The 24,305-nt window shown below is 59.7% G+C and carries 23 protein-coding genes; 12 read left to right on the top strand and 11 right to left on the bottom strand.

The window, feature by feature from the left end; genetic code table 11:
- Position 1: 1 nt before the first annotated feature.
- Positions 2-1,234, bottom strand: a complete 1,233-nt coding sequence (gene dinB, locus BN3544_RS05740) for a DNA polymerase IV (protein ID WP_231733920.1) — start codon at positions 1,232-1,234, stop codon at positions 2-4.
- 154 nt (positions 1,235-1,388) lie between these two features.
- Here dinB and BN3544_RS05735 point away from each other — a divergent pair, with 154 nt between their 5' ends.
- Complete coding sequence (locus BN3544_RS05735; RefSeq protein WP_019429484.1) at positions 1,389-1,814, top strand: META domain-containing protein; 426 nt, start codon at positions 1,389-1,391, stop codon at positions 1,812-1,814.
- A gap of 27 nt (positions 1,815-1,841) precedes the next feature.
- Here BN3544_RS05735 and BN3544_RS05730 read toward each other — a convergent pair whose 3' ends face one another.
- The 6 genes from BN3544_RS05730 to BN3544_RS05705 all read right to left on the bottom strand — a co-directional run bounded on the left by BN3544_RS05730 (position 1,842) and on the right by BN3544_RS05705 (position 7,888).
- Entirely contained in the window at positions 1,842-2,993 is a 1,152-nt protein-coding gene (locus BN3544_RS05730) for an alpha-hydroxy acid oxidase (protein WP_019429485.1), read from the bottom strand.
- A 138-nt stretch (positions 2,994-3,131) separates the two neighbouring features.
- Positions 3,132-3,965: an NAD-dependent epimerase/dehydratase family protein gene (locus BN3544_RS05725; protein WP_019429486.1), complete on the bottom strand. Its 834-nt coding sequence runs from the start codon at positions 3,963-3,965 to the stop codon at positions 3,132-3,134.
- 14 nt (positions 3,966-3,979) lie between these two features.
- Positions 3,980-4,744 carry an HpcH/HpaI aldolase family protein gene (locus BN3544_RS05720; RefSeq protein WP_019429487.1) on the bottom strand — a complete coding sequence of 255 codons (765 nt, stop codon included), beginning with the start codon at positions 4,742-4,744 and terminating at the stop codon, positions 3,980-3,982.
- 39 nt (positions 4,745-4,783) lie between these two features.
- Positions 4,784-5,668, bottom strand: coding sequence for a 2-hydroxy-3-oxopropionate reductase (locus BN3544_RS05715; protein ID WP_019429488.1), 885 nt, complete (start codon positions 5,666-5,668; stop codon positions 4,784-4,786).
- A gap of 66 nt (positions 5,669-5,734) precedes the next feature.
- Positions 5,735-7,102: a glucarate dehydratase gene (gene gudD, locus BN3544_RS05710; protein ID WP_231733903.1), complete on the bottom strand. Its 1,368-nt coding sequence runs from the start codon at positions 7,100-7,102 to the stop codon at positions 5,735-5,737.
- A 51-nt stretch (positions 7,103-7,153) separates the two neighbouring features.
- Positions 7,154-7,888 carry a FadR/GntR family transcriptional regulator gene (locus BN3544_RS05705; RefSeq protein ID WP_019429490.1) on the bottom strand — a complete coding sequence of 245 codons (735 nt, stop codon included), beginning with the start codon at positions 7,886-7,888 and terminating at the stop codon, positions 7,154-7,156.
- Positions 7,889-8,005: 117 nt separating this feature from the next.
- Between BN3544_RS05705 and BN3544_RS05700 the strand changes: the two genes are divergently transcribed.
- The 9 genes from BN3544_RS05700 to BN3544_RS05660 are packed head-to-tail and all read left to right on the top strand — an operon-like array spanning position 8,006 to position 17,775.
- Positions 8,006-8,914: an SMP-30/gluconolactonase/LRE family protein gene (locus BN3544_RS05700; RefSeq protein WP_026036558.1), complete on the top strand. Its 909-nt coding sequence runs from the start codon at positions 8,006-8,008 to the stop codon at positions 8,912-8,914.
- 38 nt (positions 8,915-8,952) lie between these two features.
- A complete protein-coding gene (locus BN3544_RS05695; RefSeq protein WP_036074917.1) occupies positions 8,953-9,918 on the top strand; it encodes a TRAP transporter substrate-binding protein in 966 nt (321 codons plus the stop codon).
- Positions 9,919-9,966: 48 nt separating this feature from the next.
- Positions 9,967-10,455, top strand: a complete 489-nt coding sequence (locus BN3544_RS05690) for a TRAP transporter small permease (protein ID WP_019429493.1) — start codon at positions 9,967-9,969, stop codon at positions 10,453-10,455.
- A gap of 4 nt (positions 10,456-10,459) precedes the next feature.
- A complete protein-coding gene (locus BN3544_RS05685) occupies positions 10,460-11,749 on the top strand; it encodes a TRAP transporter large permease (protein ID WP_019429494.1) in 1,290 nt (429 codons plus the stop codon).
- A 3-nt stretch (positions 11,750-11,752) separates the two neighbouring features.
- Complete coding sequence (locus BN3544_RS05680; RefSeq protein WP_019429495.1) at positions 11,753-13,045, top strand: enolase C-terminal domain-like protein; 1,293 nt, start codon at positions 11,753-11,755, stop codon at positions 13,043-13,045.
- Position 13,046: 1 nt separating this feature from the next.
- Positions 13,047-14,612 carry a galactarate dehydratase gene (garD, locus tag BN3544_RS05675; protein ID WP_019429496.1) on the top strand — a complete coding sequence of 522 codons (1,566 nt, stop codon included), beginning with the start codon at positions 13,047-13,049 and terminating at the stop codon, positions 14,610-14,612.
- Between the two features lie 52 nt (positions 14,613-14,664).
- Positions 14,665-15,645 carry a Bug family tripartite tricarboxylate transporter substrate binding protein gene (locus BN3544_RS05670; protein WP_019429497.1) on the top strand — a complete coding sequence of 327 codons (981 nt, stop codon included), beginning with the start codon at positions 14,665-14,667 and terminating at the stop codon, positions 15,643-15,645.
- A 9-nt stretch (positions 15,646-15,654) separates the two neighbouring features.
- A complete protein-coding gene (locus BN3544_RS05665) occupies positions 15,655-16,773 on the top strand; it encodes an L-talarate/galactarate dehydratase (protein WP_019429498.1) in 1,119 nt (372 codons plus the stop codon).
- A 30-nt stretch (positions 16,774-16,803) separates the two neighbouring features.
- Positions 16,804-17,775, top strand: a complete 972-nt coding sequence (locus BN3544_RS05660) for a Bug family tripartite tricarboxylate transporter substrate binding protein (RefSeq protein WP_019429499.1) — start codon at positions 16,804-16,806, stop codon at positions 17,773-17,775.
- 88 nt (positions 17,776-17,863) lie between these two features.
- Here BN3544_RS05660 and BN3544_RS05655 read toward each other — a convergent pair whose 3' ends face one another.
- The 4 genes from BN3544_RS05655 to BN3544_RS05635 form a co-directional block, all read right to left on the bottom strand.
- Positions 17,864-18,367 (bottom strand): bacteriohemerythrin, encoded by a 504-nt coding sequence (locus BN3544_RS05655; protein WP_155820416.1) that lies wholly within the window; start codon positions 18,365-18,367, stop codon positions 17,864-17,866.
- A gap of 117 nt (positions 18,368-18,484) precedes the next feature.
- Positions 18,485-19,321, bottom strand: a complete 837-nt coding sequence (locus BN3544_RS05650; RefSeq protein WP_019429501.1) for a class I SAM-dependent methyltransferase — start codon at positions 19,319-19,321, stop codon at positions 18,485-18,487.
- A 651-nt stretch (positions 19,322-19,972) separates the two neighbouring features.
- Positions 19,973-21,421 (bottom strand): argininosuccinate lyase, encoded by a 1,449-nt coding sequence (argH, locus tag BN3544_RS05640; protein WP_019429504.1) that lies wholly within the window; start codon positions 21,419-21,421, stop codon positions 19,973-19,975.
- Positions 21,418-22,446 (bottom strand): P1 family peptidase, encoded by a 1,029-nt coding sequence (locus tag BN3544_RS05635; RefSeq protein WP_050999086.1) that lies wholly within the window; start codon positions 22,444-22,446, stop codon positions 21,418-21,420. Before BN3544_RS05635 ends, argH begins: the two co-directional genes overlap by 4 nt.
- A gap of 56 nt (positions 22,447-22,502) precedes the next feature.
- On the opposite strand from BN3544_RS05635, the gene BN3544_RS05630 reads away from it, so the two are divergent.
- Together BN3544_RS05630 and BN3544_RS05625 are read left to right on the top strand one after the other, a co-directional pair.
- Positions 22,503-23,468: an ABC transporter permease gene (locus BN3544_RS05630; protein ID WP_019429506.1), complete on the top strand. Its 966-nt coding sequence runs from the start codon at positions 22,503-22,505 to the stop codon at positions 23,466-23,468.
- The gene (locus BN3544_RS05625; protein WP_019429507.1) at positions 23,458-24,303 is read left to right on the top strand and encodes an ABC transporter permease; all 846 of its coding nucleotides are present in this window, start codon (positions 23,458-23,460) and stop codon (positions 24,301-24,303) included. The genes BN3544_RS05630 and BN3544_RS05625 overlap by 11 nt, the downstream gene beginning before the upstream one ends.
- The last annotated feature ends 2 nt before the right edge of the window (positions 24,304-24,305 follow it).

The raw sequence follows: 24,305 nt of genomic DNA, 5'->3' as shown, positions 1-24,305 counted from the left end.
CTCAGTCGTCCGTGAACATCAGCTGCGCTTGAGGCCCATGGCCCTGTTCTTCTGCAGCCATAGGGTGACTGATCGTTGCAGTCGCTGTCCCCGTCTTGACCAGCGAGCCCACCCGCACGCCCAGCAGGCGCACGCGGCGTGACAAGTCCACCCGTTTCAAGCACTGCCCCGCGACTTGGCGGATTTGTTTGGCGTCAGCCGTGTAACCGGGCAATGACTGGTCGCGCGTGACGGCCTGAAAGTTGTCATAGCGCAGCTTGATGCCGATGGTTTTGCCTTCGTAGCCTTTGCGTTGCAAATCGGCCGCCACCTGTTCACACAAGCGGGTGAACACTGCGCCCAGCTCGGCCCGGTCGCGCACGGCGTGCAGGTCGCGCTCGAATGTGGTTTCGCGGCTCATGCTGACAGGTTCGCTCTCGGTTTCGATCGGGCGATCGTCGCGGCCCCAAGCGGCATCAAACAGCCAGGCGCCGTAGCTTTTGCCAAAGTGTTCCACCAGCCAGTGCTGTTCACGTGCAGCCAAGTCGCCGATGGTGTGGATGCCAAAGCGTTGCAGTTTTTCATCGGCCTTGGGGCCGACGCCGTTGATCTTGCGGCAAGCCAGCGGCCAGATCAGGCTTTGCAGGTCGGCCTCGTGCACGATGGAGATGCCCTTGGGTTTGTTGAACTCGCTGGCCATTTTGGCGATCAGTTTGTTGGGGGCCACGCCAATCGAGCAGGTCAGGCCGGTGGCGTCGGAAATGCTTTTTTGGATCAAGCGGGCCAGCACCCGCCCGCCTTCGCGCTGGCCGCCGGGCACATGGGTGAAGTCGATGTAGACCTCGTCCACGCCCCGGTCCTGCATGACAGGGGCGATGTCGAGGATGATGCTTTTGAAGGTGCGCGAGTAATGCCGATAGCGCTCAAAGTCCACAGGCAAAAGGATCGCTTGCGGGCACAGTTTGGCGGCTTTCATCAGGCCCATGGCCGAACCGATGCCAAATTGCCGGGCCGCATAGGTGGCGGTGGTGATGACGCCGCGCCCGGTGTAGCCTTCGATGCGCGGGAAAAAATCCACCGGGATGCGGTCCAGCCGTTCGGCAAAGGTGGCTTCGGTCCATTCGCTATCGGGGTAAGCCGTTTGCAGCTTGCCCAGCAGGTCGTCTTCTTTGCGTCGGCCACCGCCAATGACCACGGGCAAGCCCTTGAGCTGTGGGTAGCGCAGCAACTCGCAGGAGGCGTAAAAAGCGTCCATGTCGAGGTGGGCAATGCGGCGCGGCAGACCTGCGCTGTGGGATTGAGCGATGGGGGCGGTATCGGGTGGCACCGCCGAAGGATAACGCCAAGTTCAGCCTCTACGGCCTGGCGATTAACATCCGGCCTGTAGGTACAAATAAAAAGGGATGGATATGAACAAGCAGTTTGTGATCGGTGCGCTAGGCGTTGCCGTGTGGGGTTTGGTGGCTTGCTCACCATTGAGCTCGGGGCATGCGCAAGCTTGGAGCCCCAAAGCCTTGCTCGAAACGCATTGGGTAGACGCAGGTCCCAAGCTGGGGCAGTTGCCGGCCAGTCTGGACATTGCCAGCACGGGCCAAATTTCAGGTCATACCGGTTGCAACCGGTATTTCGGCAAAGCCGATATCGGCCCTGATTCGCTGCGTTGGGTGCAGATGGGGTCGACCCGCATGTACTGTTTTCAGCCGGGGGTGATGGAGACTGAAGACCGGTTTTTGCAGGCCATGGCCCAAACCCGTTCAGCCCGGCAAGAGCAGGGTCAATTGCTGTTATTGGACGAGGCGGGGCAGGTGTTGTGGCGCTTTAAACCCAAAGGCTGATCTTTCAGCCAAGCTTGGGTTCGGGCATCAGACCGGAAACGTGCCGGGCAGCAAGATGCTTTTGTCCACCGTCTGGATGTCGGTGCGCCCACAAAAGGCCATGGTCACGTCCAGCTCTTTGTGGATGATTTGCAGGGCTTTGGTCACGCCTTCTTCGCCCATGGCGCCCAGGCCATAAACCATGGCGCGGCCGATCATGGTGCCTTTGGCGCCCAGCGCCCAGGCCTTGAGCACGTCTTGGCCGCTGCGGATGCCGCCGTCCATCCAAACCTCGATCTGGCTGCCCACGGCGGCCACGATGGCGGGCAGGGCTTCGATGCTGCTGGGTGCGCCGTCAAGCTGGCGGCCGCCGTGGTTGCTGACCACGATCGCGTCGGCACCGCTGGCCACGGCCAGTTGGGCGTCTTCCACGTCCATGATGCCTTTGAGGATCAGCTTGCCGCCCCATTGTTTTTTGACCCAAGCCACGTCCTCCCAGTTGAGGGTCGGGTCAAACTGCTCGTTGGTCCATGAGGCCAGCGACTTCATGTTGGTCACGGCTTTCACATGGCCCACCAAGTTGCCAAAGGTGTGGCGTTTGGTGCCCGCCATGCCCAAGCACCAGCGCGGCTTGGTCATCAGGTTGATGATGTTGGCGATGGTGGGACGGGGTGGCGCGGTCAGGCCGTTTTTGAGGTCTTTGTGGCGCTGGCCAATCACCTGCAAATCGAGCGTGAGCACCAGGGCGCTCACGTTGGCGGCTTTGCAGCGGTCAATCATGCGGGCCATGGCCTCGCGGTCGCGCATCATGTAAAGCTGAAACCAAAACGGCGCTTGCGTGTGGGCCGCGATGTCTTCGATGGAGCAGATGCTCATGGTCGACAGCGTGAAAGGAATGCCGAATTTTTTGGCGGCCATGGCCGCGTGCATTTCGCCGTCGGCGTGTTGCATGCCGGTCAGACCCACAGGGGCGATGCACACGGGCATTTTGGTGTCGATGCCCACCATCTTGGTGGCGGTGCTGCGGTTTTCCATGTTCACGGCCACACGCTGACGCAGCTTGATCTTGTGAAAATCGCTTTCGTTGGCGCGGTAGGTGCCCTCGGTCCATGAGCCGCTGTCGGCGTAGTCGTAGAACATGCGCGGCACGCGCTTTTCGGCCAAAACGCGCAAGTCTTCGATGTTGGTGATCACGGGCATGGGTTGTCTCCTGCGGGGGTGTAGCGATTTTTGAAAGCCACCCATCGTAGCCTCAGCCCATTGCAGGGGCTGTGAAACTTGGCTCAGGCCATTTGAAATTTTTGGGGCCTGCCCGTTTTTGCTTTGCCAGGGTTGCGCTCAGCCGTGAGGTGTTGCCTTGACGAACGCGCCGCCTTGGTAAATGGCGGCCGGGTCTTGCTTGTCAATCGTCTGCTGGCGCGCTTCGACGGCATGGCGGAACACGTCAGAAGAGTCTTGTGGCCGGTAGCCAATGTGTTTGGCGTGGGTGTTGTCCCACCAGGTGGTTTGGTTGTCCGACATGCCGTAGATGATGCTGTGACCCACGATGGGGGCAGTCAGGGCTGCCACCACAAGGCGCTCTAAGTCGTCATAGCTCAGATACGTGGCCAGCATGCGGCGGTCGCGCGGTTCGGTAAATGATGAGCCGATGCGGATGCTCACCGTTTCTACGCCCCAACGGTCCCAATACAGCTGGGCCAGGTCTTCGCCAAAGGCTTTTGACAGGCCATAAAACCCATCGGGCTTGGGCGGCATGCGGGTGTTGACCACTTCGTCCTGGCGGTAAAAACCAGTCACATGGTTGGAGCTGGCAAACACGATGCGCTTGACGCCTTTCAGTCGGGCCGCTTCGTACAGGTTGACCATGCCCACAATGTTGCCCGCCAGGATCGGCGCCCAGGGCTGCTCGGTCGAGACACCGCCCATGTGCACCACGGCGCTCACACCGTCGAGCAATGACAGCATGTGTTCGGCGTCTTCGAGCGATGCCGTCTGAACCTCTTCACCCGCTGCCGCAGGCCCCAGGTCACGGCGGTGGCTGACGCGCAGCACGTCGCAATAAGCCTTCAGGCGGGGGCGCAGTTCTTGCCCCAGGTTGCCGCCAGCGCCCGTGAGCAGCAAGCGTGGAAACCGGATGCCTGAATTGGATGTGGGTGTGGATGTGTTTGGCATGTGTTGTTCCGTGCTCAAGATTTGAACCGGCCAGCCAAAGCGGTGGCACTGTCGCGCAACACGTTCTGGTCGGCACCCACGGCCACAAACAGGCAGCCTTGTTCAACATAGTGTTGGGCCAGGGCTTCGTCGCCAGTGAGGATGCCAGCCGCTTTGCCGCAAGCGCGGATGCGGGCAATGGATTCGTCGATCACCTTCAGCACCTCGGGGTGCTTGGGGTTGCCCAGGTGGCCGAGCGCTGCCGACAAATCACCGGGGCCAATGAACACGCCATCCACACCGTCTACGTTGGCGATGGCTTCGATGTTTTGCAGGCCTTGCACTGTCTCTACTTGCAGCAGCACGCAAATTTCTTCGCTGCTGTGCTGGGCATAGCCTTTGACACGGCCATAGTGACTGGCGCGTGGCGCACCCGCATAACCGCGCACACCTTGTGGCGGATAACGGGTGTAAGACACCGCTTGTTGGGCCTCTTGTGCGGTCTGGATATAGGGCACCAAGAGCGTCTGCACACCCACATCGAGCAAGCGTTTGAAGGTCACCATGTCGTTCCAAGGTGGACGCACGATCGGGGTGGTGGGGCTGCCCTTCATGGCTTGCAGCTGGGCCAGGATTTCGGGCAGGTCGTTGGGTGAATGCTCCATGTCCAGCAGCAGCCAGTCAAAGCCGCAGTGCGCCAAAATTTCGGTGCTGATGTTGCTGCACAGGTGCGACCACAGACCGATTTGTTTTTGACCCGACTGGATCGCGTGTTTGAAATGGTTGAGGGGCATGTCCATGGATGTGTCTCTGGTGTTGGGTGTTTCGACGTCTGGAATTCAGTTGCCTGCGATCTGGAAGTTGGCCGCGATTTCAAGCGCCCGCACCAAACCCGAATGGTCCCAGGCCGCGCCGCCGTGGGCGATGCAGCTGTTCATCAGTTGTTGTGCGTTGGCGGTGTTGGGCAGGCTCAGGCCCATGGCCTTGGCGCCTTCCAGTGCCAGATTCAGGTCTTTTTGGTGCAGCTCGATGCGGAAACCTGGGTTGAAAGTGCGTTTGATCATGCGTTCGCCATGTAGCTCCAGAATGCGGCTGGTGGCCAGGCCCCCCATCAGGGCTTGCCGCACTTTGGCCGGGTCGGCCCCCGCTTTGGCCGCAAACAGCAGGGCCTCGCCCACCGCTTCGATGTTGAGCGCCACGATGATCTGGTTGGCCACTTTGCAGGTTTGTCCGCTGCCGTTGTCGCCGATCAAGGTGATGTTTTTGCCCATCAAGGCGAACAGGGGTTGCACCTTGTTGAAAGTGGCCTCGCTGCCGCCCACCATGATGGTCAGACTGGCTGCTTTGGCACCCACTTCACCGCCTGAAACGGGGGCGTCCAGATAGTCACAGCCCAAGGCGTTGATTTGCGCGGCGAACGTTTTGGTGGCGATGGGCGAGATGGAGCTCATGTCCACCACCGTCTTGCCTGCGCTCAGGGCTTTGGCCACGCCGTGCTCGCCAAACAACACGTCTTGAACGTGCGGGGTGTCGGGCACCATGGTGAAGATGATGTCGGCATGCTGAGCCACTTCGGCGGGGCTGGCGCAGGCTTTGGCCCCTTGGGTTGTCAGTTCCTCTGGTGTGCCGCTGCGCGAGTGCACAAAGAGTTCATGGCCAGCGGCCAGCAGATGCCCAACCATGGGTTTGCCCATGATGCCCAGTCCGATAAATCCCAATTTCATGTGTTGCTCCAAATCCGGTAGGTGTGTGTTGTCGAAGTGTTCAGTGCCGGTTGTGATCGCCAAGGATCAGCGAACCAGTGCGGGCATCTTGGGGTTGAATGTCCAGCCGGGTATCAAATACTGCATGGCCATGGCGTCGTCGCGCGAGCCCAGGCCGTGCTGCAAATACAGCTGGTGTGCGCGTTCGATGGCGGCCATGTCAACATCAATGCCCAAGCCGGGCTTGGCGGGTACATCCACATAGCCGTCCTTGATTTGCAGCGGCATTTGCGTGAGGAACTGACCGTCTTGCCAAATCCAGTGCGTGTCGATGGCCGTGACCTTGCCAGGTGCGGCTGCCGCACAGTGGGTGAACATGGCCAGTGAAATGTCAAAGTGGTTGTTGGAGTGTGAGCCCCAGGTCAGGTCGTACATCTGGCACAGCTGCGCCACGCGCACCGAGCCTTGCAGCGTCCAGAAATGCGGGTCGGCCAGCGGAATGTCGACCGACTGCAACTGGATGCTGTGGGCCATCTCGCGCCAGTCGGTGGCGACCATGTTGGTGGCGGTGAGCAAGCCCGTGGCGCGGCGGAATTCGGCCATGATTTCGCGGCCCGAAAACACGCCTTCTGCACCGCAAGGGTCTTCGGCATAGGCCATGGTGTCGCGGTGGTCGCGCAGCAGTCGGATCGCGTCTTTGAGCAGCCAGCCGCCATTCGGGTCGAGTGTGATGCGGGCTTTTGGAAAGCGTTCGTGCAGGGCCACGATGGCCTCGACTTCTTCTTCGCCGCGCAGCACGCCACCTTTGAGTTTGAAGTCTTGAAATCCGTAACGCGCTTGCGCGGCTTCGGCCAAGCGCACCACAGCCTCGGCAGTCAGGGCTTTTTCGTGGCGCAGGCGCAGCCAGTCGTCGGACTGGTCGGGTTCGCTGCGGTAGGCCAGATCAGTTTGTTGGCGGTCGCCCACATAAAACAGATAACCCAGCATTTGTACGCGGGTGCGTTGCTGGCCCTGGCCCAACAAGGCGCACACGGGCACGTTGAGGTGCTGGCCCAGCAGGTCGAGCAGGGCGCTTTCTACGGCGGTGACGGCGTGGATGGTGACGCGCAAGTCAAAAGTCTGGTTGCCTCTGCCACCACTGTCGCGGTCAGCAAACTGTTGGCGCATGGCATTGAGCAGGCGGTTGTAGTCGCCCACGGGCTGGCCTTCGATTAGGGACCTTGCGTCATTCAGGGTCTGGCGGATTTTTTCGCCGCCGGGCACCTCGCCCAAGCCGGTTCGACCCGCCGAGTCGGTCAGGATGACGATGTTGCGTGTGAAAAACGGTCCGTGCGCCCCGCTCAGGTTGAGCAGCATGCCGTCGTGGCCTGCAACGGGAACCACCTGCATGCGTGTGATCACGGGGGTTGATGGGGTCTTGGACATGGCGTAAATGGCTGTTAATTTAGCAGACATCGTACAACTTAGTCGGGTTTGTGGGGGTCCGTATTAACCCTTGTTGGGGGCTCAGGAGTGGCTGGAGATCCCTTTTTTATGGCGGTCACGGCTGTTGGACAGGTGGGTACGCATCGCTGCGCGTGCGGATTCGGCATCTTGAGCCGTGATGGCGTTCAGGATGTTTTCATGCTCCTGATGGACGCGCCGCAAATAGCCGAGGCGTTGGGGCTCTTCTGGCGATGTGGTCTCGATGCGCGCTCTGGGAATGGCTTGCGACCCCAGCGAATTCATCATGTCGGCAAAGTGGTTGTTTTGCGTGGCGCGGGCGATTTCGTGGTGAAACTGGAAATCGGCCGCGATGGCATCTCGGCCTTCTTCGATGGCGCTCAAAAAGGCGGCCATGGCGTCCTGCATCACACGCAAATTGCCCTCGTTGCGTCTGACAGCAGCCAGTGCGGCGGCTTCGGTTTCAATGCTGATGCGCAATTCCAGCAAGGCAATCACGTCGTGCAAAGTGCCCAATTGGTTGGGATTGATGCGAAAAGAGGGGGTGTCTGTCTGCGTCAAAACAAAGGTGCCGATGCCGTGCCGAGTCTCTACCAAACTGGCGGCCTGGAGTTTGGATATCGCTTCCCTGACCACAGTTCGGCTGACCCCAAAGCGCGCCATGATGGCCGCTTCGGTGGGTAATTTTTGGCCGCTGTTCAGGGTGCCATTTTGAATTTCGGTGCTCAATTGATCGACGAGCCCGAAGGTCAAACTCCGTGTTTTGCGCTTTGGGGCTTCGGCTGTTGGTGTGTTCATCGGGTAAATACCCATTTTGGTTTGATGGTGTGACTTGCACAATTAACTTGTACGACAACAGATCACTGTGCTTAAGTAGCAATGTATCAGAACACCCACGTTGATGGCCACTCTTTCATGACCCCTTGTCAAACCATTGCCGATACACAAGACCGTGTGGGTGAGTCCCCTGTGTGGGATGTCCGCTCGCAGCGTTTGTGGTGGGTGGACATTGAAGGCCCCTTCGTTCGTTGCTGCCAACCGGGCTCTTTGGAGCCGGTGCAGTCGTGGCGCATGCCTGAGCGCGTGGGTTGCATTGCCTTGACTGGCGTTCAAGGGCAATTGGTCGCGGCCATGGAAACCGGCATTGCGCGCATCACCTTGCATGAAGGTGCCCAAGCAAACGTGCAGTGGCTGGCACGTATCACCCATCCCGCAGCGGGCATGCGCTTCAATGACGGCCGCTGTGATGCCAGTGGGCGTTTGTGGGTGGGCACCATGGTGATGGACATGTCTTTGGCTTCATCACAAGGCGGGCTTTATTGCCTGGACGAGCGTGGCTTGACGGGGCCACACGTCACGGGCTTGCGCACGCCCAATGGCTTGGGCATGAGCCCCGATGGCCGAGTGTTGTATTTGTCTGACTCGCATCCCACGGTGCAAAAAATTTGGGCTTTTGACCTGGATGTGGTCACAGGCACGCTGAGCCAGCAGCGCCTGTTTGTGGACATGAACCCGTGGCCGGGACGCCCTGATGGTGCGGCCGTGGATGCGCAAGGGCATTACTGGATATGCGGCAACGATGCGGGACAGATCCATGCATTTGATGCCCAGGGCCACTGGGCCCGGTCGCTGACCGTACCCATGCCCAAGCCTTCTATGTGCGCGTTTGGGGGGGCAGAGCTGGACCAGTTGTTGGTGACCTCGATCATTCCCGCGCAAACCACAGAGGCCGCAAGAGGTTTGAGCGGCGCTGTGATCGCTTTGCAGCCCGGTGTGCGCGGCATGCCGGAGCCTGTTTTTTCCCGTTTTCCCGCAAGTGTTTGATGGTGTGTTTTAAAAAATTTTTAACTCTGGAGACTTTCATGCTGAAACTCAAACCTTCTTTGATGGCGATCGCTGCTGGCTTGGCCCTGTCGGCACAGGCTGCTGAATTTCGCTCGGCAGACATCCACAATGCCGACGACTATCCAACCGTGGTGGCGGTCAAGCACATGAGCACGGTGCTCGATAAATTGTCGGGCGGCAAGCACAAGATCAAGGTCTTCAACAAAGGCGCACTGGGCTCCGAAAAAGAGACCATCGACCAAGTGAAAATCGGTGCGCTCGACATGGTGCGCGTCAACGTCGCTCCCATGAATGGCGTCTGCCCCATGACCATGGTGCCCACTATGCCGTTTTTGTTCCGCTCGGTGGAGCACATGCGCCATGCGCTGGACGGCCCTGTGGGCGCCGAAATCCTCAAGAGCTGCGAAGCTGTGGGTTACGTGGGCTTGGCTTTTTATGACAGCGGTGCCCGCTCCATTTACGCCAAGAAAGCCATCAAGAGCGTGGCCGATGCCAAGGGTCTGAAGATCCGTGTGCAGCAGTCTGATCTGTGGGTGGCGCTGGTCAGTGCCATGGGCGCCAACGCCACGCCCATGCCTTATGGCGAGGTCTATACCGGCCTGAAGACGGGGCTGATCGATGCTGCTGAAAACAACATCCCTTCGTTTGATACGGCCAAACATGTGGAAGCTGTGAAGGTTTATTCCAAAACCGAGCACTCCATGGCCCCTGAGATTTTGGTGATGTCCAAGGTCACTTGGGACAAGTTGCCTGCCAACGAGCAAGCCATGGTCCGTCAGGCGGCGAAAGAGTCGGTGGCCGTTCAGCGCAAAGCATGGGACGAAGCCGAAAGCAAATCACTGGCCAATGTCAAGGCCGCAGGTGCCGAGATTGTCGAAGTGGACAAGAAGTCTTTCCAGGCTGTGATGGGTCCGGTGTACGACAAGTTCATGACCACGCCCGAAATGAAGCGTGCGATTAAAGCCATTCAAGACACCAAGTAAGCGTTTTTCCCCTGTGCCCCTGGCGAGAGACGGGGGCTGGAGTTTTTGATGTTCACCAAATTTTGTGCAACGGTCTCCAAGATCTGTCTGGTGCTGGCCGTGATCGGCCTGATTGCCGTGATCTTGTGTGTTCAGTGGCAGGTCATTGGGCGTTATGTTTTCAATGACACCCCGACCTGGGCCGAAGCCTTGGCGATGTTGATCGTGCTGTTCGTCACGGCCTTTGGTTTGGCCGTTGGGGTGCGTGATGCGGGCCACATCGGGCTGGAATCCCTGGTGGTCTTGTTGCCTGAAAAATGGCAGCACCGCATTGAAATCTTGATCCATGCGCTGGTGGCCCTTTTTGGCTACCTGATGGTTCAGGGGGGCTGGCTTTGGGCTTCTGCCAAGTGGGATGAAAAGAAACCGATGCTGCCAGTGCCTGACGGCATCGACTATGTGCCCGTGATCATCGCGGGGGCTTTGATTTTGCTTTTCTCGATTGAACACATCGTGGCCTTGCTGCGCGGTGAGCTTGTAAAGCCTGTTTGGGATTGATGCCATGGAATTGACTGTTCTTGCCCTCAGCTTTACTTTGCTGCTGATCTTGGGTGTTCCGGTGGCTTTCGCCATCGGCCTGTCTTCTGTCGCCACCATCATGGCCGCCGGCTTGCCGGTGGCCATGGTGTTTCAAAAAATGGTCGGAGGCATGCAGGTGTTCTCCTTTCTGGCCATTCCGTTTTTTGTTTTTGCGGGTGAGTTGATGCTTTATGGCGGCATCGCCGACCGCATCGTGCGCTTTGCCAACAGTCTGGTCGGCCATGTGCGGGGCGGTTTGGGCATGAGCAATGTGATCGGCTGCACCATTTTTGGGGGTGTAGCGGGCTCGCCATTGGCCGATGTCTCGGCCATGGGCTCGGTGATGATTCCGCTCATGAAAAAAGAAGGCTATGACGCCGACTATGCCGTGAATGTGACCACACACGCGGCTTTGGTGGGGGCCATCATGCCCACCTCGCACAACATGATCATCTTCACGCTGGCCGCTTCGGGCCTGGCGTCGGTCAGTGTGCTGGGCTTGATTTTGGCGGGTCTGGTGCCTGCCATCATCTTGACGTTGTGCAACCTGGGGGCCGCCTATTGGGTGGCGGTGCGCCGGGGCTATCCGATCCACGGCCATTTCCCTGGCTGGCTGGAGGTGCTGAAGGCTTTTGGCGCGGCCTTGCCCGGACTTTTTGTGGTGGTGATCATTTTGGGCGGCATTTTGTCGGGCGCTTTCACGGCCACCGAGTCGGCCTCGATTGCCGTGGCCTGGGCTTTGTTTGTCACTGTGGTCGTGTACCGCACCTTGACTTTCAATAATTTTCTGAAAGCCTGCGCCAAGGCTTGTAAAACTACAGGCGTGGTGCTTTTGTTGATCGGCATTTCCAATGCCTTTGGCTATTTCATGGCTTTGTATGAAGTGCCGCAGTTGACCGGGGCGTTGATGCAAAAAGTCAGCACCGAGCCCTGGATCATCTTTTTGATGATCAACATCTTGTTGTTCATCCTCGGCACCTTTTTGGACATGGCGGCCACCATCCTAATTTGCACCCCGATCTTCTTGCCGATTGCCATGCACTTTGGTATGGACCCGATGCAGTTCGGCATCATGTTGTTGATCAACTGTGCCCTGGGCCTTAACACGCCGCCTGTTGGAACGGTCCAGTTTGTGGGTTGCGCCATTGGCGGGATTTCGGTGGGGCAGGTCATGCGCACCATTGCGCCTTTTTATGGTGCTTTGACCTTGGCCATGCTGCTGGTAACTTATGTGCCTCAGTTCACCTTGTGGTTGCCTAATTTGCTCAAGTAAGCCATGTTGAAGCAGCACACCATCCGACGCGTGCAGGTCACGCCCATCGCCTTTCGCGATCCGCCTTTGCTCAATGCAGCAGGCATTCACGAACCTTGGGCCCTGCGCTCTATCATCCAAATCGAAACCAGTTGCGCACGCGTGGGCATCAACGAGACCTATGGCGACCAGGCCATGCTGGACGTGCTGGCCAAAGCCGCACCCGCCTTAGAAGGCCTGTCGCCCTGGGACCTGAACGCGATGGAAACGCGTGTACGGGCACTGGTGCAGCCCGATGGGCACACCTCGGAGTTTTTGGGGGAACAGATCTCCTTGGCCCCGGGCACCCATGTGTCCAAAAACGTGGCCAAGGTCATCAGTGCCTTTGAAGTTGCCATGCTGGACCTGCAGGGGCAGTTGGCCAACGCACCGGTGGTGGATCTGCTGGGCGGCGCCGCACGCGATGCGGTGCCTTTCAGTGCTTATTTGTTTTTTAAATACGCCGAGCACATCGACCAGCCTTACGCCGCCGACCCTTTTGGCGAAGGCATTGCCCCCGCGCAGATGGTGGCGCAGGCGCGCCGCATGATCGAGCAGTACGGCTTCAAGAGCATCAAACTCAAGGCGGGCGCTCTGCCCCCGGCGCAAGAAGTGGCCGCCCTGCTGGCGCTGGCCAAAGCCTTTCCGGGCGCGCCGCTGCGCATCGACCCCAACGCCAACTGGACCGTGGCCACCAGCCTCAAGGTGGTCGAGCAGCTTCGCGGCGTGCTGGAGTATTACGAAGACCCGGCCCCCGGCCTGCAGGGCATGGCCGAGGTTGCACGGGCTTGTGATGTGCCGCTGGCCACCAACATGGTCGTGACCGACTACAAAGAGTTTGCGGACAACGTGCGCCTGGGTTGTCCGGTGCGCATCGTGCTTTCTGACCACCACTACTGGGGTGGCTTGCGCACCACGCAACAGCTCGCGCGCCTGTGCCAGACCTTTGACATGGGCTTGTCCATGCACTCCAACTCGCACTTGGGCATCAGCCTGACCGCGATGACCCACCTGGCCGCATCGGTGCCGCACCTGGCCTACGCATGTGACACCCATTACCCTTGGCAGGACGAGGAAATCGTGAAGGGCGGTCGCCTCCAATTTGAAAACGGCAGTTTGCGCGTACCGCGTGGCCCGGGCCTGGGTGTCTCCATTGATCCCCAAGCGATGGAACGCCTGCACGACAACTGGCTGCACTGCGGCATTCGCAACCGCGACGACTTGGGCCAGATGCGCAAGTACGACCCCACTTTCACGGGCAAACAGCCTCGTTATTGACATGATCACACCCCTGCGTTCTTTGGCCATTCGCATGCACCCGAATGACAATGTGGCCATCATCGCCAACGATGGCGGTCTCCCCGCAGGCACCGTCTTGCCCGAAGGCTTGACCTTGCGTGACAAGGTCCCACAAGGCCACAAGGTGGCCTTGAAAGACATTGCCGTAGGCCAGGCTGTGCTGCGTTACAACGTGCCGGTGGGCTTTGCCCGAGAAGCGATCGCGGCGGGCAGTTGGGTGCACGAGCGAATCTTGGACATTCCGCCTGCGCGTGAACTGCAAGACCTGCCCATGGCCACGGTCCCCGCGCCTCAGTGGGCACAGCTGGAGGGCCACACCTTTGAAGGTTATGTGAACGCCAACGGCTCGGTGGGCACGCGCAACCTGCTGGCCATCAGCACCACGGTGCAGTGCGTGGCAGGCGTGGTCAAGATCGCTGTTGAGCGCATCGAGCGCGAGCTGTTGCCGATGTACCCGAATGTGGACGGTGTGGTGGGCCTGGAGCACACCTATGGCTGTGGTGTTGCAATCGACGCGCCCGGCGCTGAGATTCCGATCCGCACGCTGCGAAACATCAGCCTCAACCCCAACTTTGGTGATGAGGTCATGGTGGTGAGTTTGGGTTGCGAAAAGCTGCAACCATCGCGATTGTTGCCGCCCGGCAGCTTCCCGGTGCACGACGCGCGTGACAAAGACAAAGGCCCTGATCTGGTGTGCCTGCAGGACGACGAACACGTGGGCTTCATGTCCATGATCGACGACATCGTGCAGCGTGCCCGACCCCACTTGGCGCGCCTGAATGCCCGCCGTCGCCAGACCGTACCTGCCAGCGCCTTGGTAGTGGGCGTGCAGTGCGGCGGGAGTGACGCGTTTTCTGGCGTGACCGCCAACCCGGCGGTGGGCTATATGGCCGACCTGATCGTACGCACCGGCGGCACCGTGATGTTCTCGGAAAACACCGAGGTACGCGATGCGGTGGAGCAGCTCACCAGCCGCGCCGCCACGTTTAAGGTTGCACAAGACGTGGTGCGTGAACTCGGCTGGTACGACCAGTATCTTGACCGTGGCCGGGCAGACCGCACCGCCAACACCACGCCGGGCAACAAGGCCGGAGGCTTGTCCAATATCGCTGAAAAAGCCATGGGCTCGATCATCAAGAGCGGTAGCGGGGCGATTGCCAGCGTGCTCGCGCCGGGCGACAAGCTCAAGCCAGATCAAAAGGGGCTGGTCTTTGCCGCTACGCCTGCCAGTGATTTCATCTGCGGCACGCTGCAATTGGCTGCTGGCATGAATGTGCACGTGTTCACCACCGGGCGCGGCACGCCTTATGGTTTGCAGGCCTGCCCGGTGGTCAAGGTGGCGACGCGCAGCGACTTGGCACGCCGCTGGCACGACTTGATGGATTTCAATGCGGGCCAGATCGCCGATGGTGCGATGACGATTGAAGAAGCGGGCTGGGCGCTGTTCCACATGCTGCTGGAAACCGCCAGCGGCAAACGAACTTGGGCCGAGCACTGGAAACTGCACAACGCGCTGGTGCTGTTCAACCCCGCACCGATTACCTGATTTTTTGACACCACTTTTTGATTTTTTAAAACCATAACTCGAGGAGACAACCATGATGAAAAAACGCCAACTGCTGACTGCGATCGGCCTTGCCGGTCTGGGCTTGCTGGGCCAGGGGCAGGCCATTGCACAAGCCGACTACCCCAACAAACCCATCAAGCTGATCGTGGCTTTTCCACCCGGAGGCACCAGCGATGTCATGGGCCGCCTGGTGGCGGAAGAGCTGGGCAAGGTGCTCAAGCAGCCTATCGTGGTGGAGAACATTGCCGGTGCCGGCGGCATCGTGGGCATGGACCGTGCACTCAAACTGCCAGCCGACGGCTACACCCTGATCCAGTCCGGGGTAGGGCAAAACGCGGTGGCACACGGCTTGGATGCCAACCTCAAGTACAACTCGATGACCGACTTCATCCACCTGTCGCAGGTGAACTCCGGCCCCAACGTGTTGCTGGTGCATCCTTCGCAGCCTTTCAAGACGGTGAAGGACCTGGTGGACTACGCCAAGAAGAACCCGGGCAAGCTGGACTACGGCTTCACCCACGCGGCTTCGGGTCACATGGCGATGGAACTGTTCAAGCAGACTACCGGCATCTTCCTGACCGGCATCCCCTACAAGGGCGGTGGCCCCATGCTCAACGACCTGTTGGCTGGCACCATCCCCATGGTATTCCTGAACCAGGACGTGGCCTTGCCCCATGTGAAGGCGGGCAAATTGCGCGCGATTGCAGTCTCCAGCAAAGAGCGCAACTCGCTCTATCCTGATACCCCCACCGTGGCGGAGTCCGGCTACAAGGGTTTTGAGGCCACTTCATGGTCCGGTATTTCTGTGGCCAAGGGCACACCGCAAGCGATTGTGGACAAGCTCGAGGCGGGCATGGCCCAGGCCATGAAATCCGATGCTTTCAGGAACCGCCTGACTTCGGTTGGTTTTGTGGTGCCCCCCTCGGGCAGCAAGCACTATGTGGCTTTCCTCAAGTCCGAACTGGACCAGTGGACCCGCGTCATCAAGGCTGCGGGCATCAAAGCCGAATAAGGATTTCAAATGTCTGACGCTATTTCCTGGGTCCGCGTTTCGGCATGCACCTTGCCCTTGGCCAACCCGATCAGCGACGCCAAGGTGCTGACCGGTCGGCAAAAGCCGATGACCGAAATCGCTATCTTGTTTGTTGAAATCAAGACCCGGGACGGTGCCGAGGGCGTAGGCTTCAGCTATTCAAAACGTGCAGGTGGCCCCGGCCAGTTTGCGCATGCCAAAGAGATTGCACCGGTCTTGATCGGCGAAGACCCCAACGACATCGCCAAGCTTTGGGACAAGCTTTGCTGGGCTGGGGCTTCGGTGGGCCGCAGCGGTTTGAGCGTGCAGGCCATTGGCGCGTTCGATGTGGCCCTGTGGGACATGAAGGCCAAACGCGCAGGCTTGTCGTTGGCCAAGCTGCTGGGCACGCACAGAGACAGCGTGCGCTGCTACAACACCTCGGGCGGGTTTTTGCATACGCCGCTCGACCAGTTGCTGGTCAACGCTGCGGCCTCGGTAGACCAGGGCATTGGCGGCATCAAGCTCAAAGTAGGGCAGCCCGACTGCGATAAAGACATCGAGCGTGTGAGTGCCGTGCGCCAGCATCTGGGTGACCGCTTTCCGATCATGGTGGACGCCAACCAGCAATGGGACCGCCCGACCGCGCAGCGCATGTGCCGCCGTTTCGAGCCCATGAACCTGATCTGGATTGAGGAGCCTCTGGACGCCTATGACCACGAAGGCCACGCCGCGCTGGCCGCCCAGTTCGACACCCCCATTGCGACGGGCGAAATGCTCACCAGCGTGCAGGAGCACTGGGACCTGATTCGCCACCGCGCAGCCGATTTTCTGATGCCCGACGGCCCGCGTGTGGGCGGCATCACTCCTTTTCTCAAGATCGCGCAGTTGGCCGAGCACGCAGGCATCATGTTGGCCCCGCACTTTGCCATGGAGCTGCACATCCACTTGGCAGCCCATTACAAAACCGAACCGTGGGTCGAGCACTTTGAATGGCTCGAACCGCTGTTCAACGAGCGCATCCAGATCAAAGACGGCCGCATGCGGGTGCCTACCCGGCTTGGCCTGGGTGTTTCATTGAGCGAACAGGCCCGGCGGTGGACTCAGGGCAGTTTTGAGTTTTCGTGATGACAGCATTTTTTTAAACCGGAGATGGGTATGAACAAGTCATTTTTATTTGCTGCATTGACAGCGGTTCTGATCACGCCCATGGTACCTGCTTGGGCACAGGCAACCTACCCGACCAAACCCATCAAAATTGTGGTGCCGTTTCCGGCGGGTGGAACGTCAGATGTCTTGGCCAGAATTTTTGGGCAAAAAATCACCGAGAGTTGGGGGCAAGCCGTGGTGGTCGAAAACCGTCCTGGCTCCAGCGGTAACCTGGGGGCTGATGCGGTGGCCAAGTCAGCCGCCGATGGCCATACCTTGGTGCTGATGGATGTGGGCAATTTGGTGATCAGCCCTGCTTTATTCAAACTGCCCTTCAATGCTGAGAAAGACTTTGCACCTGTCGCCATGGTGGCCTATTCCCCCCACTTGCTGGCGGTCAGCACCAAAGTGCCTGCCAACACACCGGCAGAATTGGTGGCCTATGCCAAATCTCAAAAGGGCAAGCTCAATTACGCCGTGGCTGCAGGCATGGGCAGCGCCTCGCATCTGGCTGGCGTCATGTACGCGCAGCGCAACGGCTTTGAGTGGGGTTATGTGCCTTACAAAGGCGGTGCACAAGCCATCACCGATTTGATCGGTGGACAAGTTGACGTCATGTTCAATGGCATGGTGGCCACTTATCCGCACGTCAAGGCGGGCAAGATCAAATTGATCGCCATCTCGAGCACCAAACGCAACGCACAAATGCCTGAAACGCCCACCGTTTCGGAGTCGTTGCCCGGCTTTTTGACAGGAAGTTTTCAGGGGCTGCTGGCGCCAGCGGGCACACCCAAGGCGGTCATTGACAAATTGCATGCCGAGATTCAACGCATTGCCGCCCTGCCAGAGATCAAAGAGCGTTTGACGGCGTTGGGCGCAGAGCCCTCTGGCATGACACCCGACCAATTCGCCCAATGGATGCGCTCAGAAATTCCAGCGATGGCCAAAATCGTCAAGGACGAAAAAATCACGCTGGAGTGACCAGCGCTTGAACTGTACCGAACCCGCGTTTGGACCCGTTTCAAAAAGGCCTCAACCTGTCAGGGGTTGAGGGCCCATTGGGGACGGCTTAACTGCAGCTCACGCTGCCGCAGCCCGACATGGTCACGTTTTTGATGGCCGATGGGTCGGCCAGGGTTTCAGTCACGCTGTCAAAGCCCACCGACTTCAGGTGCGCCGCCAAGCCAGCGTCCATGCTGTTGGCATGCCCAGGGAACCACTCGGCCAGCGCTTCGGCCATGCGGGTGATGATTTGCTTGTCGGTGTCCAGATAGTGGGCTTCGACCACGCGCATGGTTTCCAAAATGGTGGCGTGGTGCTCGGCGTGGCAGTTGTCGGCCGAAAAGCCGGTGGCCAGCATCCAGCGCTCTTCCTGCGCAAAGTGCTCCACCGTGTGGTTTAAAAACTCTTTGTAAACCGGCAGTTGCTCGTCTTCAGGGGTGGCCAAGATCGTGTTGATCATGTCCACAAACTCCTGGTGGGTTTCGTCCATGCGTGCATCGCCTGTGTTGAGCGAATCGGTCCAGGGCATCAGGGTGGGCGTGGTTTCGGCAATGGTGGTCATGGTGTGCATGAAAAGACAATGGGTTTGCAAGAAGGCCGGTCGGCCCGCAAATTATCGCGGATGTCATCGCCGGCTGGGTTTCATGGTCTTTCTTTGCATCGAAGTTCAAGCCGTGGTTTGCTTGGGCTATGAGATCCGGAATCGGGCCATGCCATAGAGCGGGCCGCCCGTGAACATGTGCCAGTACATCTCGGCCCAAGTGGAACCCAATCCATAAGCCTCAGACACACTGTGCTGAGACACCAATTCCAATCGCGGGTGCACATGGGAGATCTCTTGGCCGTTGTGCACGCCCCAGGCAAAAGGGGCATCGGGTTCCTCTTGAGGCTTCAGTATCGCTGTAGGGCCTACGGCCAAAGGGGATATGAAATCCAGCAACAGTTCAGAGCCATCGGGCGCGTTTTCACAGATCTCCTGAATGATGCGGTTCACCTTGAAGGGCTGCAAATACATCAACACCCCTTCGCAAACCAACAAAACCGGCTGCCTTGAATGACGCTGGTGCCCCGTCAGACCTTGCCACCAGCCTGGCTGGGTGATGTCCATGGCGTGGCTATCACATTGCGAAGACGTTGGCGGAATCAACAACTGGCGCAGTTCAATCACTTGCTCCAGATCCACATCCACCCACGCGTTGTTGTCTTGGCCAAGCCATTGGAAATAATGCGCCAATCCCGCACCCAGATTGACACCCAGACCCTCGGGGTGGCGGGTAAAAAAATCGCGGCCCATTTGTTTGATCAGGCCGGTTCGCCAAAGCACATTGACCACGACAGGCAGATCACTGAGGTGGGTTTGTGCCTCGGTGCCCAGGGCTGAGAGCAGTTGTCGTGCATAGCGGTCATGGGGATCCAATGCCGGAAACGAAGCACCGCCTTGCGCACGGGCCGCCAATGGCACCAGCAAGGTGCGCGGCACCCCTTGCAGTTTTTCAATTTGAGACGACTGGGTGTGGAATTGCATGCGTGACCTCCTCGGAACTCATCCGTTTCTCTAAGTCAACAGCAGTGGTTTGTGCTGTGACGCGCTAACAGGGGTCAGTCTTGGGCCTTGGACTCATAGGGTCTGTGCGTGGCCGTACCCAGACCGCAAAAGCCCATAAAACCAAACGCACGCAGCCCTCACGGCGTGGGCCCACCTTGCACCGTCTTCACGATGGACGAGCCCACGATCAGGGCGGTTATCACCTGGGCCATGGCCACGGAAGGTGCCAGGACCATGGCCAGGGAAAGTGCCAGTGAAAGGGGCCTGGTCAATAGGCCCCATGCTGGGACGGGCAAGGCGCAGCAGACGCGACACATCCTGCGGCCATGTCAAAACCAAGGTCTTGGCCTGAATTTCGCCTTGCAGTGAATCCAGTTGTTGTCCGGCAATGCCCACAGTGCGATCTTGCACACAGATGCGTTTGTGCGTGAAAGCCCAATACAAGCGTGGGTTCACGACCCACGGCCTCTGCGCCAAATTGGCCGCAATGCGTTCAATGTTTGCATCAACATGCGCTGATGCTCGTCAGGTTTTCAGGGGGCGGGTGAACCCAATGGCCCGTGTTTGATTCGCTTCAAACGAAGTGCTTGCCCAATTAAATGCTTGCCCAATGGGCTGGCATGTCGCTGATCAGGCAAGACGCACTCGGTGACGCGCAATTTGCAGACGCACTTGCGCGGGCGCAGTGCCACCCAGCGTGTTGCGGGCGTTCAAAGACCCTTGCAGGCTGAGCGGACCGAACACATCGGCTTCGATGCGGCTGTCAAACTTTTGCAGGGTTTCGAGCGGCAACTCTGACAGGTCCACGCCCAGGCCCTGGGCGGTCTTGACCGCATGGGCCACCACTTCGTGGGCATCACGGAAGGGCAGGCCTTTCTTGACCAAATAGTCGGCCAAGTCGGTGGCGGTGGCGTAGCCTTTTTTCACGGCAGCTTCCATGGCAGCGGCATTCACAGTGATGCCGCCTTCCTTCTGGCCCGTGGCCGGGTTGACTTGGCCGCCGACCATTTCGCTGAAGATGCGCAGGGTGTCCTTGAGCGTGTCCACGGTGTCGAACAGCGGCTCTTTGTCTTCCTGGTTGTCCTTGTTGTAGGCCAGGGGCTGGCCCTTCATCAAGGTGATCAGGCCCATCAAGTGGCCGACCACGCGGCCTGTCTTGCCGCGCGCCAGCTCGGGCACGTCGGGGTTTTTCTTCTGCGGCATGATGGAAGAGCCCGTGGTGAAACGGTCGGCAATGCGCACAAAGCCAAAGTTCTGGCTCATCCACAAGATCAGTTCTTCGCTGAAGCGGCTGATGTGCACCATGCTCAGGCTGGCCGCAGCGCTGAATTCGATGGCAAAGTCGCGGTCGCTCACGCCGTCCAGGCTGTTTTGGCAGACCTGTGGGTGGCCGTGTTCATCGACCATGCCCAAGGTGCGGGCCACGCGTTCGCGGTCCAGTGGGTAGGTGGTGCCAGCCAGGGCGGCGCTGCCCAATGGCAGGCGGTTGGTGCGGCGGCGCACGTCCACCATGCGCTCGGCGTCACGGGCAAACATTTCGACATAGGCCAGCAAATGGTGCGCAAAGCTCACGGGCTGGGCCACTTGCAGGTGGGTAAAGCCGGGCAGGATCACTTCGACGTTTTGCTCGGCCACATCGACCAGTGACTTTTGCAGGTCGGCCAGCAAATCGATGATCACGTCCATCTCGCTGCGCAGCCACAGGCGCACATCGGTGGCCACTTGGTCGTTGCGGCTGCGCCCGGTGTGCAGGCGTTTGCCCGCGTCGCCCACCAGTTGGGTCAGGCGCGCTTCGATGTTCAGGTGCACGTCTTCCAGGTCGAGCTTCCATTCAAAAGCACCCGATTCGATCTCTTGCGTGATCTGCGCCATGCCGCGCTGGATGTCGGCCAGGTCGCTGGTGCCGATGATCTTTTGCGCAGCCAGCATGTCGGCGTGGGCCAGCGAGCCCTGGATGTCGGCTTGCCACAGGCGCTTGTCAAAGAACACGCTGGCGGTGTAGCGCTTGACCAACTCGCTCATGGGTTCAGAAAAGAGCGCGGACCAGGCTTGGGATTTTTTGTCGAGTTGGTTTGTCATAGGTGAAGGATTTTATCGGACCGCTGCCAGGCAGAGGCCGCAGGCACTGTCCCGCCAGTTGTTTCGATGCTCTTTGCTTGTCGTATGGCGTCGAGCGTGGCTAGTGCCGTGGCTTCGGCGGCCATCACGGTGAGGAGCATCAGGTCGGCCGGGCTGGTTTCGGTGCCGGTGGCCATGGCAAACAAGGTGTCACCGTCGAGCGGGGTATGGGCGGGCCGGATGCTGCGGGCCAGTCCGTCGTGGGCGCTCATGGCCAGGCGTTTGGCCTGTGCTTTGGTGAGTGTGGCGTTGGTGGCCACCACCCCGATGGTGGTGTTGGTGCCGGGCAATGGGCGCTGGCCGCGCTCGCCCGCCAACAAGGCGCGTTGGCTGTCCAGCAGGCCCGTGCCGTCGGCTGTGCGGGCACCTGCCAATAGCTGCCCGTTGGCCGGGTCGATCACATCGCCCACCGCGTTGCAGGCCACCAAGGCACCGACCACCCAGGGGCCTACGCGCACGCTGGCGTTGCCAATGCCCCCTTTCATGCAGCGGTCCAGACCAAACAGTTTGCCCACGCAGGCGCCCGCACCCGCGCCCACATTGCCTGCCGCCGGCAGTGCGGCAGATGCCGCTTGGCAGGCGGCGTAACCCGCCTGGGCTTGGGGGCGTGCTTTGGGGTCGTCGCCTGGGCGGACCACAGGCAAGTCAAACAAGACGGCCGCAGGCACGATGGGCACGCGGCCATAGCCGGTTTCAAAGCCAATGCCGTGTTCCTCCAGCCACCGCACCACGCCGCTGGCGGCATCCAGACCAAAAGCACTGCCACCACTGAGCAGCACGGCATGCACTTTGTCTACCAAATTGGCGGGGTCGAGTAAATCGGTCTCGCGCGTGCCTGGCGCGGCACCTCGTACGTCCACCGCGCCCACAGCGCCGTCAGGGGCCAGCACCACCGAGCAGCCCGTCAGGCGTTCGCCGAGCGTGAAGTGGCCGACCTGTAAACCCGGCACATCCACAATGCTGCCGTGTTCGCTGTTTACAATCATTTGCGATGCCATTGAAAACCCTGTTCATCGTTGCTCACAGACCCCAAGGATAGCGCGTGCCCCTGTTCGTTTTGAGACGGCTGCTGAGCTTTGTGTTGACCCTGCTGGCCACGTCGGTCGTGGTGTTTGCCGTGCTGGAATTGCTGCCCGGCAATGCGGCCCAGGTGATTTTGGGCGAAACGGCCACGCCCGAGTCGATGGCCGCCATGGAAGACAAGCTGGGCCTGAACCAGCCTGCAGCCGCCCGCTATGCGAATTGGGTCGGTGGGTTGTTGCAGGGGCAAACCGGTTTGAGCATTTCCTACGAGACCCCCACCGCCCAGTTGATGGCCGAGCGTTTGCAAGTCACTTTGCCGCTGGCCGTCATGGCCATGGGCTTGACGGTGGCGTTGGCGCTGGCGCTGGGCATCTATGCCGCCTCGCAGCAAAACAAGGCGGGTGATGTGGGGGTGATGACGCTCAGCCAGTTGGGCCTGGCTTTGCCGAATTTTTGGCTGGCCATCTTGTTGATTTTGCTGTTCGCGGTCCACTTGGAGTGGGTCAGCGCAGGCGGTTTTCCGGGATGGACAGAAGAAACAGGTGGCGGGATGGTCGAGGGCCTCAAGGCCCTGCTGCTGCCGGCCATGGCACTGGCGGCGGTGCAAACGGCGATTTTGACGCGGGTGACGCGCTCGGCCGTGCTTGATACTTTGCGTGAAGATTTTGTGCGAACCGCAAGGGCCAAAGGGCTGTCGCGTCGGCAAGTGTTGTGGGGGCATGTGTTGCGCAATGCCATGATCCCGGTGCTCACGGTGATGGGCTTGCAGTTTGGCAACCTGATCACCAGCGCCATCGTGATTGAAAACGTGTTTGTGCTGCCGGGCATCGGGCGGCTGATCTTTCAGGCCATTGCCAACCGCGATCTGATCGTGGTGCGCGATGTGGTCATGTTGCTGGCCGCCTTGGTCATCCTCATCAATTTTTTTATTGATGTGCTTTACGCATGGATTGATCCACGTCTGAAGGCGGGCCATGCCGGATAAAAACACGTTTATCCGTCGCGCTTGTCGGCACCCCAGTTTCGTGGCAGGCGGGGCCGTGGTGTTGCTGATGGTGTCGTGTGCGCTGCTGTCTTTGTTTTGGTCGCCTTACCCGGCGGGCGACATCGACATCCCCAACAAACTGGCCATGCCCAGCGCAGCGCATTGGATGGGCACAGACAGCTTGGGGCGCGACATCGGCACTTTGCTCTTGGTTGGCAGTCAAAATTCTTTGTTGGTGGGCTTCATCGCGGTGGGCATCGGCTTGGGGGTGGGCGTGCCTTTGGGCTTGTTGGCGTCAGCGCAGCGTGGCTGGGTTGAGGAAGTCATCATGCGGGCATCGGACTTCACCTTTGCCTTTCCTGCTTTGTTGTCGGCCATCATGCTGACTGCCATTTACGGACCGGGTTTGGTGGTCAGCATAGTGGCCATTGGCATTTTCAACATCCCGGTTTTTGCCCGCATCACCCGTGGCGCGGCCAATGCCGTGTGGTCGCGCGACTTCACTGCCGCCGCCCGCGCCGCAGGCCAAGGGCCGCTGGCCATCACATGGGTGCATGTGTTGCCCAACATCGCCAGTGTGCTGATCGTGCAGTCCACCATCCAGTTTGCCATCGCCATTTTGGCCGAGGCGGCGCTGTCTTACCTGGGCTTGGGCACGCAACCGCCGCAGCCCAGTTGGGGTCGCATGCTCAATGAGGCGCAATCGCAAATGTTCCAAGCCCCCTTGTTGGCGGTTTACCCGGGTGCTGCCATTGCGCTGGCGGTGTTGGGCTTGAACCTGTTGGGCGATGGCTTGCGCGATGTGCTGGACCCGCGTTTGGCCAGACAAAGGTGAAC

The organism is Limnohabitans sp. Rim47 (genome assembly GCF_001517545.1).
GTDB lineage: Bacteria > Pseudomonadota > Gammaproteobacteria > Burkholderiales > Burkholderiaceae_C > Limnohabitans_A.
This window is presented reverse-complemented; position numbering and strand designations above follow the sequence as displayed.